Source organism: Limnochorda pilosa (assembly GCF_001544015.1).
GTDB classification, from domain to species: Bacteria; Bacillota; Limnochordia; order Limnochordales; family Limnochordaceae; genus Limnochorda; species Limnochorda pilosa.
Map to the genome: position 1 here is coordinate 3,780,856 of NZ_AP014924.1, position 12,088 is coordinate 3,792,943.

Genomic DNA, 12,088 nt, shown 5'->3' on the forward strand with positions numbered 1-12,088 from the left:
GCCGGTCGTCAGGTCCCCCCGCCTACTCGTCCAGGACGTACACCTTCACATACTGCCGTCCGAACCGCAACGCCTCACCCAGGTCCTCGTAAAGGAGATCGATGCGCCGCCCCTTGATGGCGGCTCCCACGTCGGCGGCCACCCCGAGCCCGTACCCCGGAATGTAGAGGTGGCTTCCCAAGGGGATGACCGTGGGATCCACGGCCACCACGCCCCGCCGCGCCACCACGCCGGTCGCGGTGAGGCCGTCGGTGTACGGGGCCGTGCTCTCGGGCCCGGGCGTGTACGCCGTGGCCAGCACTTCCAGGACCCGGCTGAACCGCTTGGGGCCCTGGGGTGTGCGGACGACCTGGGCCCCCCCTTGCCGCTGGCCGATCCCCACAATCTTCGCCACCGGTTCCTGCACCCGCTCGCGGGCCAGCTCCCGGCGCTCTACCAGGTTCCCGTCCTCAAATCGCAGTTCGACGTGAACCCGGTCGAGCCCATCGCGGCCCTGCCGGATGACCCGCGTCGAGCCCGCGGCCAGGGTGGGCTCGGCCCAGCGCAGCACGTCGTGGGGAACGGTCTGCTCCTCCCACCGCTCTTCCAGCCGCACGCGAACCACCTGGACCGTCGCGGGACCGGGAAGCCGCGTGTCGAGCGCCGGCGTCACCTCGTCGAGAGCGCCGAGCTCGACCCCCGCCTCGCGCAGCAACTCGCCGACGGTCGAGGCCGCCGTCTGCAGCCGGACCTCGCGGCCTCCCACCCTCAGCGCCACGGGGAACGCCTTGCGGACCTCGATGAGCAACCCCCGGGTGACGGGTGCCGTCAGGCCAGGGTAGACCCGGTCGTCGTCGCCCAGCTCCACGGAAACCTCTGCGAGGACGCCTGCCACCGTGGGCTTGAGGGTGGCCTGGGTGAGACGGGTGCCGTCAACGCTGACGGTAACCTCCTTCACGGCCCAACCTGGGGCGGCGGCGGCGAGGCCCCCCAAGACCGCGACCAGCACCACACCCTTCAGTATGCCGCGCCATCCGGCTGAGCCCAGGGGACTCCCGTCAGCTTTCCGGCTGCGGGCTGCCGTCATTCCGTCTCCCCCCTCCGGGCGGCTCCTGCAGCGCCTGAAACCGGCCCAGGGTCGTTCGGAGCTGCGCCTCGTCCACCTCGTCCAGGCGGTCGAGGAGCTGGATGACCTCCTCAAGCTCCTTTTCGGTGATCAACCCCCGTTGCTGAAGCCGCTCGTAGGCGCCGATGAAGCGGATCTTGATGCGTTCGGCCTCCAGGTCGGGCGTCATCGCGGCTCTTCCTCGGGTGTGACCTCGATGAAACGCGTGTACTCCCGGATGAACCGGAGCTTCGCGGAGCCGGTGGGCCCTTTCCGCTGCTTCGCGACGATCACCTCGACCTCGCCCTCGGTCCCCTGCTCCCGCGCCCGTTCCGGGTAGTAGTAGTCGTCCCGGTACAGGAAGATCACGACGTCCGCGAACTCCTCGATGTTTCCCGAGTCCCGCAGGTCCGACATGACGGGGCGCTTGTTCTCCCGGGACTCCACCCCGCGGTTCAGCTGGGAGAGCAGGATAACCGGCAGGTCCAGCTCTCCGGCCAGGTCGCGGATCTCACGCACCATGTCGCCCACCACCAGCGCCCAGTTCTTGGTGCTCTCCCGGGGCGGGCGAATGAGCTGCAGGTAGTCGATGACGATGAGCCCCAGGCCCGGGTTCTGCGCCTTCACCTTCCGCGCCTTGGCCCGCATCTCGGCGGTGGTGAGGCCGCGCCGGTCGATGACCTTGATCGGCAGCGGGTAAAGCTCGTTGAAGATGCTCTGGGTCTGGGCGAACTTGGCATCGTCCATGCGCGTGGAGTACTCCAGGGAGGAGACCGGCGTCCCCGTCTGGTGCAGCCGGAAGAGCTCGCTGATCACGATGCGGTCCCCGATCTGCTCGTCGTCCATCTCGAGGGAGAAGATGAGGACGGGGACCTTGCGCTTGGCCACGTTCACCGCGAAGTTGAGGGCCAGCGCGGTCTTCCCCATAGAGGGGCGCCCCGCCAGGATGATGAGGTCTTTGGCCTTGAAGCCGGTGGTCAGGTAGTCGATGGCGGGATAACGCACCAGGAGCCCGTAGGAATGGGTGCCCTCGCGGCGTTCCATGAGCCGCACGTAGCACCGGCCCAGGATCTCCATGAGGTCCTTCACTTCCTCTTCCAGACCCGCCGCCTCCTGGGCGGCCTCGAAGATGATCTCCTGGGCCCGGGCCTGGTACTCGGCCACGGTGCCCTCGGTCTCCTGAAGCACCATCTGCTCGATGGCCTGCGCCGCCTCCAGCAGGCGCCGGCGGGCGTACGCGGCCAGGAGGAGCTCCGTGCTGGGTTCCAGCTCCCCCGGGCTGGTGAAGCTTTCGGTGAGGTCCAGGAGCACCCGCTCGATATCGGGGAAAGCCCGTTCCTTGCGCAATTGATCGTAGACACGGCTGTAGGAGAGGCGACCGTGGCCTCCATAGAGGGTAAGGATCGCCTCGAAGACCCGCCGGGTGACCCGGTCCTGGAAATGGTGCGGCTTCAGCCGGTCGATGACCCGATCCACCTGCTCGGGGTACTGGATGAGGATACCCAGCACCCGCCGCTCGGCCTCAGGGTCGCTGAGACGACCTCGCTGGGCCGCGCCCGGGGGGCCTGCGGGCTGGGGAACGACTTCAGTACTCATCGGGGTAGAGCTCCTTCCATCGAGCCACCTGACCCGGGTCCACGGGGCGGTAGGCCGAGGCGTTGGCGGCGCCTTCGGGCAGCCGGCTGGCCGGCGGGCGCGCGGGCCGCCCGAAGGGCGCGCCGGGTCCCCGTTGACTGCCGCGCCGGCCGGGTACGTCCAGAAGCTCGTCCAGCTGGCCCTTGTCCGCCAGGTCTTCCAGGGTGCGAACTCCGTCGTTGTACCAGTTGCGCAGGATACCCTCGACGTAGCTCATTCGGGGCCGGGGCGCCTGAACCGCAGCCTGCCGTACCGCCACAGCGATGACGTCGGCGCTCATGCCCATGGTCTCAAGCCAGTAGCGCAGCCGCTCGTACTGGGCCTCCCCCAGGAGCCCGATCCACTTGTGGTAGATGGCCACCACCGCTTGGAGGTCGGCGGCCTCGTCCACCGGGACCGCGCCCGGAGGTTCGTCGGCCCCCGCCTCGCCGTCCTCGGGGCGCGGCGCCGCCGCCGGGCCTGGAGGTTCCGGCCGGCTCCTGGCACCCTCAGAAGACCCGGACCCGCTGAGGAGGCGCCAGCCGCGGGCCTCTCGCTCGAGCAGGCCGGACGCTTCGAGCCGGTCCAGGTCGCGCCGCACCTCCTCGGGCGTTCGGCCCGTGAGCTCTACCAGGCGCTGGATCGGATCCGGCACAGGCGCTTCGCGGAGGGCCAGGTAGCGGAGGGAGACCCAGAGGGCCAGGGGACCCGGGCCGACGCGCCGCTGGTCTTCGGTGATGAGCCGCTCGGGCACCAGCAAGGCCGAGTCGGCCTCGTCCCACAGGTATACGCCCGCGGGACGGCCGGATGGAATCATGGGGATGCCTCCACGGTCCCTGCACGGGTCGGGGCTAGGGGGTGAGCACGCTGCCGTACGTGCTGTTCTCTTCGGGCGACGGCGAATCCTCCCAGGCCCAGGGGAGGGCCGGAATCGGTGGAGGGGCTAGCGGTGGGCGGCCACGGTAACCCGGTCTCTCCCGGAGCGCTTGGCCGCATAGGCCATCTCGTCGGCCAGGCGGACCAAGTCTTCATCGCTGGCGGCGTGGGTGGGGTATGAAGCCACGCCGATGCTCACCGTCAGGTGGACACCCTTGCTGAACGAGGTGCTGCGCACCTGCTGCCGGATGCGCTCGGCGATCCAGGTGGCCTCCTCGGCGGAGGTGCCGGGCAGCAGGACGGTGAACTCCTCGCCCCCGTACCGGGCGACCATGTCACCGGCGCGCACGTTCGCGCGGAGGACATCCCCTATCTCCCGCAGCACCCGGTCACCCACCTGGTGCCCGAAGCGGTCGTTCACCAGCTTGAAAGCGTCCACATCGACCATCAGCATGCTCAGTGGCTCGGCCTGGCGGCCGGCCGCGGCCACGTACTCACGGATCCGCTCGTGGAAGTAGCGGTAGTTGAAGAGCTCCGTCAGGCCGTCGGTGATGGCCAGGCGCAGCGTCTCCGCGTGGAGGCGGCTCGTCTTCACGGCCATGGCCGCCAGGCTCGCCAGGACCAGGAGCACCCGTACCTGGCCGGCGTGAAAGGCCCCCGGGTCACGCCGGTGGAGGGAGGTGACCCCCAGGACTTCTCCTTGCACCAGCAGGGGAATGGCGGCCAGTGAGCGCAGGTGTGCCCAGGCCGGGCGCGCCCACCGGGGCTGCTCGTGCAGGTCGGCCACCAGCAGCGGATCCCCCGTCCGCATCACCAGGCCCACCGGGTGATCAACCCCCGCAGGATCGGCGCCTCCTGGCTCCAGGTCGAAGTGAAGCCCCCGCACCAGGGCCGCCTCCACGGGGCCGGGTCCCTCTGGGCGGAGAAAGATCGCGCAGGCGTCGTAGGGGACCACCCGCAAGAGCGAGTCCGCGAGCATCCCCACGATCTCGCCCACCTGGGTGGCCTGCGACAGAACGTTGGTGAACTCATGAATGGCCAGCAGGTCGAAGAGGCCCCGCTCGACCTCCTCCTTCAGCAGGCCCGTCTCGATAGGCGCGTGGGTACGGCCCGGGTGCCCTCCGGGCGCGCCCGGTCGCTCCCGCCGCCGGGTCCAGAGCCTCATGGCCGCACCCCCACGCCGGACTTCTCCCTGGCTTCGTGCAACCGCTGCCGTTCCAGCAGGGCCGGACGGCACGACGGGTTCTCACGCAGGACCTCGTCCAGGATGCCCGCCGCTTCGTCGTACTGGCCGGTCCAGCGCGCCAGGGTCGCCAGGTTGACGCGGTGTACGGGGTCATCGGGATCCATGGCCTGGGCGATCCGGAGCTGGGCGGCGGCCTCCGCCGGCCGCCCCCGGACCATCGCGACGAGCCCGAGGCCGGTGTGGGCCCTAGCCAGGGCGGGGTCCTTCTCGAGGGCGCGGTTGAACTCTACCACGGCCCGGTCGTTCTCGAGGTTGAGGTAGTACGCCTTGCCCAGCTCGTAGTGGGCCTCGGCCCACTCGGGTGCCAGGGCCACCGCCCGCGAGAGGCTGGCCACGGCCTCGCGCACCCGGCCCTGGGCCGTCAGCAGCCGCCCCACCTCCAGCAGCGTCTGGGTGCTCTCCCCCTCCGCGTCCAGCCGCCGGTAGAGCTCCTCCAGGCGGGCGGCGACCCTCGCCGGATCGGGGTCGTCTTCGCCCAGGGACTCCATGGGGCTGCTGCCTGCCTTGCGGAAGGCCTCGGTCGCCTCGGCGACCCGGCCCACGTGGTAGTAAGCCAGCGCCAGCTGGCGATGGATCAGGTCGCCCCTCGGTTCACCCGAGGAGAGGGAGGCGGCCTTCTCCAGAGGATCCACGGCCTCCTGGGGCTTCCCGCGCGCCAGGCAGATCTGGCCCAGCAGCGTCAGGGCCTCGAGGGTGTCCGGCCCTTCGGCGAGGCTCTGGCGGCACGCGGTCTCCGCGTCTTCCAGGTCGCCCCGCTGCAGGTAGAGCCTGGCCAGGAGCGCCAGGTCTTCGGCCAGCGACGTGTCCACCGCGAGGGCGTATTCCGGCCTCATGCGCCGGCGTACCGTCTCCAGCAGGGCGATGGCCTCCTCCACAGCGCCCACGGCGGCCAGGGCGCGGGCAAGGATCAACCTGGCCTCGGCATAGTCCGGATGCTGGCGCACCAAACCCTCTAGCACTTCCCGGGCCTCTTCGTAACGGCCCAGGAGGTAGTAGGCGTTGCCCAGGTTTCCCCGGGAGATGTGGCCGAACTCGGCGTCGAGCTCCATGGCCAGCTTGAACTCGAGGATCGCCTGGGCAAAGCGGCCGCGGAAGTGATAGATGATCCCCATGTTGGCCCGGGCGGGCCCGTAGCGTGGGTCCTCGGCCAGGAGCTCTTGCCACACGGCCTCCGCCTGGTCCAGCTCCCCCTTGACCAGGTGGAGGACGCCCAGGTAGTTGCGCGCGTCGGGCCGGTCGGGATGCTGTTGCGCCACGGTCTCGAGCAGTTCCCGTACCTGGGCCTCCAGGCCCCCCTGCACGCCGCACGCCACCACGGCGCGAAGTCGCTTCCGGTCGCCGGGATGCTCCGGCAGGTACTGCCGGTACATCTCGAAGGCTTCGCCATGCCGCCCCGAGGCCAGGAGCAGGTCACCCTTGCGGGCGAGCCACACCGGGTCGCCGGGGCGGCGGGCCGCGAGCTGGCTCACCAGCTCGAGCGCGGCCGCCGGCCGAACCGAGGCAAGAAGCTCGATCCCACCATCTGATGGCACGAGTCTGAGAATGGTCCGCCCCGCACGGGTTCCTAGCAGAAGCCGCGCAAAGCCCGTCCAGGGCGAGCGGCCAGTGCTCCCCATCCCCTCCCCACCCGTCGCACGTCTTACCTCTTCTTTCGGCGGGCAGGGCTCCTGGCTTTAGCCCGAAAGGTGCGCCCCATGGGCTTTCCCGACATCGGAGCCGCCCTTCAGGAGGCGGTCCAGGACGGACCGCATGAGGGCCACCGGGGCCTCGACGCCGGTCCAGAGCCGGAAGGCTTCGGCGCCCTGGTAGAGCAGCATCCAGTCGCCCGCGAGGGTACGGAGGCCGGCCCGGGCGGCCGCTCGCAGGAAGGGGCTCCCCCCGGGGCCGTAGATCAGGTCCGTCGCCAGCGCGGTGCCAGCCGTAACCTGGAAGGGAAGATCACGCCATGGGTCCGGGCCGGAGCGCGCCAGGCCGAGGCTGGTGGCCTGGACGACCAGGTCGCCGCCCCGGAGCACGTCCTCCCAGCCCGGGGTGTCTTGCGGCCACGGGCACGCGCGGGCTTCGGTTCCCCTCCCGGAGGCCAGGATCCGCTCGACCAGCGCCCGGGCCCTTTCCTGCGTCCGGTTGACCACACGAACCGCCGCGGCCCCTCGGGCGGCCAGGGCAAGGGCCACCGCCCGGGCCGCTCCCCCTGCGCCCAGCAGCACCACCCGGCGCCCGGCCGGGTCGAAGTGGGCCACCTCGTCCAAGGCGCGGCAGAACCCGGCCCCGTCGGTGCTGTACCCAAGGACCCTGCCTTCCTCGAAGACCAGGGTGTTGACCGCGCCCGCCTCCCGCGCCTCCGCGGAGAGCCACTCTGCCAGCTGGGCTGCGGCTTCCTTGTGCGGTACCGTCACGTTCGCCCCGCGGGCGCCCAGGACCCGGAGGGCATCGACCGCCCGCCGGAGCTCACCCGGCCCCACACGGACGGCGATGTAGGTGAACGGTAACCCCGTCGCCCGGAAGGCCGCGTTGTGCATGGGGGGCGAGAGACTGTGCTCCACCGGATCCCCGAGCACCGCCAGGAGCCGGGGGTGGCGGGTGCCCTCTGGGCGCGGAGCCACGCGCTCACGCCTCCGCCGGGGCCTGCTCCTGCTCGGGCTCCTGCGGCTCGGCGGCCTCCGCAGCCGCCGGCTCCCCGGAGGCCTCCGCCGGCGGCTGCCCGCCCTCGGCGGTGACCACGACCACCACCGAGGCCTCGATGCCCGGGGCGAGCCGGACGACGACCTCCCGCCGCCCCAGGGTCCTGATGGGCTCGGCCAGCTGGATCTTGCGGCGATCCAACTCCTCTCCCGCGGAGTCCCGGATCGCCTGGGCCAGGTCCTGGGCGGTGACCGAACCGAAGAGCTTCCCGCCGGCTCCGGCCCGGGCCGTGATCGACACCTCGATACCGTCGATGCGCGCCGCCAGCTCGCGCAGCTGGCTCTCCTCCCTTGCCCGCTCCTGGGCCCGCACCTTCTGCAGGTGCTCGACCTGCTTCAGGTTGCCCCTGGTCGCCTCCATGGCGAACCCGCGGGGGAAGAGGTAGTTTCGGGCGTGGCCCGGGGCCACGTCCACCACGTCCCCCTTCTCCCCCAGCCCGTGCACCGTCTCTTTCAGGATCACCTTCACGGTGTTCCCCTCCCAGGAGGGAAGGCCTTACGGCCCACCCTCGCGCTGCAGCTTCCGGAAGTCGAGCCAGGCGTCCAGCATGCCCAGCCACGCCACCGGTTCCACCAAGGGCAGGAAGGGGGTGAGCAGAAGGATGGACACCAGCCACCTGCCCCCCTTGCCGACACCCCACTTCTCGAGATAGAACCAGACGACCGCAAGCCCCTCCACGAAGAAGAGGTGCGTGAAGAAGAAGACCAGGTTGAGGCCGAGAGCGAGCAGGGTCGCCTCGGACCCGGTCAGCCGCTGGGCGCGTACGGCCACCAGCAGGAGCTGGCCGGCGATGTAGCCCCACGCCAGCATCCAAGGAAAGCGCCACCGCCCGAATGGCTTCACCGGGCGCAAGGGCCGCCCGAGCCCCAGGAGCCAGCGCCCCGCCAGCCACTGGGCCACCACGGACCAGAAGCCCGTGGTCACCGCCAGGCCTGCGGGAAAGAGAAGGAAGACGCCTTGCGCCATCTGCTCCAGGTTCGCCCGCCAGGCTTCGAGCTGGGAGGCCGACGCTCCGCCAGCCTCCAGCGACCGCAGGAAGCTCTCCTCCATGACCGAACGCCACGACTCCACGGCCAGCCGAACCACGTCCACGCCCCAGGCAACCCAGGCGGCCACCCACACGATCGCAAGCACCCCCAGGGCGAAGACGGCGGGCGCCAGGTGGCACAAGGCCGGATGCCAGTCGCGCCGGTAGGCGTGGCCGCCTACCAGACCCATGCCGGCCACCAGCAGCACGAGCAACGCCCCAGAGAGGAGGAGCGGGAGCGTCTCCCGCGTCCCGGCCTCGAGGCCCATCCAGCCGTGGAGGACGGCCACCGCTCCGGCAGCCGCGAGGCTCCATGCCACCCCTGCCCGCCAACCCCGCAGGTCCGTCAGCACCGCCAGGGGCACCGGCAGGAACAGGAGCAACGGCGGAACGAGCTGACCCACCAGCGCGACGGCGGGGGCCAGGAGCCCAAGGCGCCAACCCGGCTGCCGCGGCACGCCCGGCGACGCCTGCGGCTGGCTCATCCGCGGCGGGACTCCCGCAGGTGTCGCTCGAGCGCTGAGAAGTCGCCGTACCACCGTTCCAACTGGTGCTCCTCCTGGATGTTGGCCCGCACCTGTGCGGCCACCTTTCGCTCCAGATCGTCGTAATCGATGCCCAACCGCCGGGCCAGCACCGAGGTCGCGACGACCACGGTGGCCAGGGTCTCGCCCAGGGCCTCTCCGTCGCCGTCCAGGCTTGCCCGCAAGAGCGACGCAACGCTTGCGACCAGCTCCGCCTTCAACCACTCGACGGTCTTCACGTGACGGGCCAGGCTTCCCTGCAGACCGGGGGACGACACGCGCGCCACCTCCTGAGGCGTGACTCCCCCCGCCGTGCCGGAGCTGAAGCGGACTGCCGCGCCTCCCTGAAAACCCGGCGTGGCCGGCGGGTTTTCCCGCCGGCCGGCCCTCAGTCGATGGTGTACGGCAGCAGCGCCATCATGCGGCTGCGCTTGATGGCGTGGGTCATCTGCCGCTGGTGCCGCGCGCAGTTGCCGTTGATTCGCCTGGGCAGGATCTTGCCGCGCTCGGTGAGAAACCGGCGCAGGCGCCCTGCTTCCTTGTAGTCCACGAACGCGATCTTGTCCACGCAGAAGGCGCAGACCTTCTTGCGCCGTTTCCGGTTGTTGCGTGCCAACGTGCGCTCTCCTCCTCGCGAGCCCGACGTCTCCGCCGGGCACAGCCTCAGAAGGGGACGTCGTCTTCGGTCAGGGGTGCGGCTTCGGCGTCGTCGCCCGCCGCGCCCTCGCGGGCGCCTTCCTGCCGCCTCGGCGAGTCAAGGAACCGGACGGTGTCGGCCACCACCTCGGCGGCCTTCCGCCTGGTTCCGTCCGAAGCGTCGTAGGTGCGCACCTGAAGCCGCCCGTCCACCGCCACCAACCGCCCCTTGCTCAGGTTGTTGGCGACGGTCTCGGCCAGCTTCCGCCAGGCGACCACGTCGATGAAGTCCGTCTCGCGCTCACCCTGCTGGTTGGTGAAGGGTCGATCGACCGCCAGGGTGAAGTGGGTGACGGCTGTCCCGCTCTGGGTGTAGCGCATGTCCGGATCGGCCACCAGCCTGCCGATCAGGATGATCCGGTTCAGCACGGTTGCTTCACTCCCTTTCCTGGGCACGCGTGCGTTTTCGGCGGAGGCGTGGCCCAGGAGGGACCGGCTCGGTTCGGGCTAGGACGGGAGCTCTGCCTCTTTCTTCTGCTGCTCCCTCTCCTTGGCCTCGTCCCGCACGATCAGGTGCCGGACCACCCCGTCGCTGAGCTTGAGCAGCCGGTCGAGCTCGCGGGTAGCCTCGCTCTCCGCCCGGAACTGCATGACGGCGTAGAAGCCCTCGGTGCGGTCGTCGATCTCGTAGGCCAGTCTACGGCGACCCCACTTGTCCAGGTGGTCCACCTCGCCCTTGTGGGAGGCGATCACCTGCTGGAGTCGTTCGAGGAGGGGATCGATCTGCGCCTCCTCGTCCAAGGTGGGCTCGAAAATCACCATCAACTCGTACGGTCGCGCCACCCTGGCACCTCCTTCCCCATGGACATAATGGCTCCAGGCGCACGACCTGGAGCGGGGCAGACAGGTGCATTATACCACCCGGCCCCCGAAGACGGAAGGGGGCATCGCGAGCCGCCGCTGGCCACAGCTGAGGCGTCGGACCCGACAGGCGCCGGCCACGGCTTCCCCGGCCAGCACGGCGCCCTCACCCCAAGGGCCCGGGTTCGTCGATACCTCGCTTCAGGATCGCCTTGACGCTTCGTTCGAAGCGGGGCCGGGGCACCATGACGACCCGTCCGCAGCCCTGGCATCGGATGCGGAAATCCATTCCAACGCGCATCACCTCCCACGTGTCGCTGCCGCAGGGGTGCTGCTTGCGCAGGCGCACCACGTCGCCCAGGTAGAACTTCGTTGGCATCGCTCGTCACCTGCTTCCCCATTTCGCCGCGGCGCGCCGCGGCCCTCCCGGGCCCGCCGGCTGGCAGGGTCTGGGCCCGGGAGGATCCTCTCCCGCGGGTGACGGGAACTGGGGAGAGGATTCGCCGGCCGTCCCCTGAAGAACCCTTCAGATGGCGCGGCCCCTCGGGTCACGCGCCCCCGGAGAGGATGTGTTGCTGGACATGGTTTCACGCTTGCGCGATCGGCGCCTGGCCTGGTGGGGTGTGCCCCTGGTCCTCCTCCTGATCCTGGCCCTTGCTCGCCTGGTTCCATGGGCCCGGGCCGCCGGCGAGGGCGACGTGGTCGCCCGGGTCAACGGCGAGCCGATCGCCCGAGACGCCTTCTACGCAGCCCTGGAACGGGCGGCGGGCGAGCAGGTCCTGGATCAGCTCATCACCGAGGCGCTGATCCTGCAGGCTTCCCCGACCCTGAAAGAGCCTGTCGCCGACGCGGACGTGGAGAAGGAGATCGCCTCCCTCAAGGCCGCGTATCCTGACGAGAAAGCCTTTCAGGCCGCCCTCGACGCCTACCGGCTCGACGAGGAAGAGCTCGCCCGCCAGGTGCGCCTGAGCCTGATCGTCGACCGGCTCTCCTCCCAGGACGTCTCGGTGACGGACGAGGAGGTCGCCCAGTACTTCGAGTCCCACAAGGACGAGCTGGCCCATCCGGAGCGGGTGCGGGCGCGCCACATCCTGGTGAAGACCCTGGAGGAGGCGCAGGCCGTCAAGAAGGCCCTCGACGAGGGCGGCGACTTCGCCCGGCTGGCCGCGGAGCGGTCGCAGGACCCCGGGAGCAAGGCCAAGGGCGGCGACGTGGGCTTCTTCAGCCAGTCCGACAACCTGGTGGACTCCTTCAAGGAGGCCGCCTTCGCCCTCGACGTCAACGAGATCAGCGATCCGGTCAAGAGCTCCTTCGGGTACCACATCATCCAGGTGACCGAGCGTGAAGCCGCACGGCCGGCGAAGCTCGAAGAGGAAGCAGCCCAGATCCGGGACCAGCTCGTTCAGGAGAAGGCCACACCACCTGCCGAGCTGATCGGAAACCTGCGCTCCGGCGCTGAGATCACGGTCCTGTGGGACCGGTACCGATCGCTGCAGAACACTGATCCCGGCGCCTCCGGCGGGGCAGACTAAGCCCCA

The 12,088-nt window shown here is 70.3% G+C and carries 15 protein-coding genes; 1 reads left to right on the forward strand and 14 read right to left on the reverse strand.

The annotated features are described in order from the left end of the window. Positions 1 to 22: 22 nt before the first annotated feature. The 14 genes from LIP_RS17095 to LIP_RS17160 form a co-directional block, all read right to left on the reverse strand. The gene (locus tag LIP_RS17095) at positions 23 to 1,066 is read right to left on the reverse strand and encodes a 3D domain-containing protein (RefSeq protein ID WP_082726512.1); all 1,044 of its coding nucleotides are present in this window, start codon (positions 1,064 to 1,066) and stop codon (positions 23 to 25) included. Further along, positions 1,038 to 1,274 carry a hypothetical protein gene (locus LIP_RS17100; protein WP_068141126.1) on the reverse strand — a complete coding sequence of 79 codons (237 nt, stop codon included), beginning with the start codon at positions 1,272 to 1,274 and terminating at the stop codon, positions 1,038 to 1,040. The genes LIP_RS17095 and LIP_RS17100 overlap by 29 nt, the downstream gene beginning before the upstream one ends. Next, on the reverse strand, positions 1,271 to 2,680 hold the full coding sequence (locus LIP_RS17105; RefSeq protein ID WP_082726513.1) for a replicative DNA helicase: 1,410 nt from the start codon (positions 2,678 to 2,680) through the stop codon (positions 1,271 to 1,273). The genes LIP_RS17100 and LIP_RS17105 overlap by 4 nt, the downstream gene beginning before the upstream one ends. Next, complete coding sequence (locus LIP_RS17110) at positions 2,670 to 3,515, reverse strand: DnaD domain-containing protein (protein ID WP_068141131.1); 846 nt, start codon at positions 3,513 to 3,515, stop codon at positions 2,670 to 2,672. The genes LIP_RS17105 and LIP_RS17110 overlap by 11 nt, the downstream gene beginning before the upstream one ends. 126 nt (positions 3,516 to 3,641) lie before the next feature. Further along, positions 3,642 to 4,739 (reverse strand): GGDEF domain-containing protein, encoded by a 1,098-nt coding sequence (locus tag LIP_RS17115; protein ID WP_068141135.1) that lies wholly within the window; start codon positions 4,737 to 4,739, stop codon positions 3,642 to 3,644. After that, complete coding sequence (locus LIP_RS17120) at positions 4,736 to 6,352, reverse strand: tetratricopeptide repeat protein (protein WP_068141137.1); 1,617 nt, start codon at positions 6,350 to 6,352, stop codon at positions 4,736 to 4,738. The genes LIP_RS17115 and LIP_RS17120 overlap by 4 nt, the downstream gene beginning before the upstream one ends. 141 nt (positions 6,353 to 6,493) lie before the next feature. After that, entirely contained in the window at positions 6,494 to 7,423 is a 930-nt protein-coding gene (gene aroE / locus LIP_RS17125; protein ID WP_068141141.1) for a shikimate dehydrogenase, read from the reverse strand. 4 nt (positions 7,424 to 7,427) lie between these two features. Further along, a complete protein-coding gene (gene rplI / locus LIP_RS17130; protein WP_082726515.1) occupies positions 7,428 to 7,970 on the reverse strand; it encodes a 50S ribosomal protein L9 in 543 nt (180 codons plus the stop codon). 27 nt (positions 7,971 to 7,997) lie between these two features. Beyond that, entirely contained in the window at positions 7,998 to 9,014 is a 1,017-nt protein-coding gene (locus LIP_RS17135) for a DUF2232 domain-containing protein (RefSeq protein WP_068141143.1), read from the reverse strand. Beyond that, positions 9,011 to 9,331 carry a MazG-like family protein gene (locus tag LIP_RS19090; protein WP_068141148.1) on the reverse strand — a complete coding sequence of 107 codons (321 nt, stop codon included), beginning with the start codon at positions 9,329 to 9,331 and terminating at the stop codon, positions 9,011 to 9,013. The genes LIP_RS17135 and LIP_RS19090 overlap by 4 nt, the downstream gene beginning before the upstream one ends. 110 nt (positions 9,332 to 9,441) lie before the next feature. Then, complete coding sequence (gene rpsR / locus LIP_RS17145; RefSeq protein WP_068141150.1) at positions 9,442 to 9,669, reverse strand: 30S ribosomal protein S18; 228 nt, start codon at positions 9,667 to 9,669, stop codon at positions 9,442 to 9,444. A 47-nt stretch (positions 9,670 to 9,716) separates the two neighbouring features. Continuing rightward, positions 9,717 to 10,118: a single-stranded DNA-binding protein gene (locus tag LIP_RS17150; protein ID WP_068141151.1), complete on the reverse strand. Its 402-nt coding sequence runs from the start codon at positions 10,116 to 10,118 to the stop codon at positions 9,717 to 9,719. Positions 10,119 to 10,196: 78 nt separating this feature from the next. Beyond that, entirely contained in the window at positions 10,197 to 10,532 is a 336-nt protein-coding gene (gene rpsF / locus LIP_RS17155) for a 30S ribosomal protein S6 (RefSeq protein WP_198409605.1), read from the reverse strand. Between the two features lie 184 nt (positions 10,533 to 10,716). Beyond that, the gene (locus tag LIP_RS17160; RefSeq protein WP_068141155.1) at positions 10,717 to 10,929 is read right to left on the reverse strand and encodes a DUF951 domain-containing protein; all 213 of its coding nucleotides are present in this window, start codon (positions 10,927 to 10,929) and stop codon (positions 10,717 to 10,719) included. Positions 10,930 to 11,131: 202 nt separating this feature from the next. Here LIP_RS17160 and LIP_RS17165 point away from each other — a divergent pair, with 202 nt between their 5' ends. After that, complete coding sequence (locus LIP_RS17165; protein ID WP_158509713.1) at positions 11,132 to 12,082, forward strand: peptidylprolyl isomerase; 951 nt, start codon at positions 11,132 to 11,134, stop codon at positions 12,080 to 12,082. Positions 12,083 to 12,088 lie beyond the last annotated feature (6 nt).

Excerpts from the sequence above, each read along its gene's own strand:
- LIP_RS17095 (WP_082726512.1), bottom strand. The coding sequence starts at position 1,066 with ATGACGGCAGCCCGCAGCCGGAAAGCTGACGGGAGTCCCCTGGGCTCA.
- LIP_RS17165 (WP_158509713.1), top strand. The coding sequence starts at position 11,132 with ATGGTTTCACGCTTGCGCGATCGGCGCCTGGCCTGGTGGGGTGTGCCC.
- LIP_RS17115 (WP_068141135.1), bottom strand. The coding sequence starts at position 4,739 with ATGAGGCTCTGGACCCGGCGGCGGGAGCGACCGGGCGCGCCCGGAGGG.
- LIP_RS17160 (WP_068141155.1), bottom strand. The coding sequence starts at position 10,929 with ATGCCAACGAAGTTCTACCTGGGCGACGTGGTGCGCCTGCGCAAGCAG.
- LIP_RS17135 (WP_068141143.1), bottom strand. The coding sequence starts at position 9,014 with ATGAGCCAGCCGCAGGCGTCGCCGGGCGTGCCGCGGCAGCCGGGTTGG.
- LIP_RS17100 (WP_068141126.1), bottom strand. The coding sequence starts at position 1,274 with ATGACGCCCGACCTGGAGGCCGAACGCATCAAGATCCGCTTCATCGGC.
- LIP_RS17110 (WP_068141131.1), bottom strand. The coding sequence starts at position 3,515 with ATGATTCCATCCGGCCGTCCCGCGGGCGTATACCTGTGGGACGAGGCC.
- LIP_RS17105 (WP_082726513.1), bottom strand. The coding sequence starts at position 2,680 with ATGAGTACTGAAGTCGTTCCCCAGCCCGCAGGCCCCCCGGGCGCGGCC.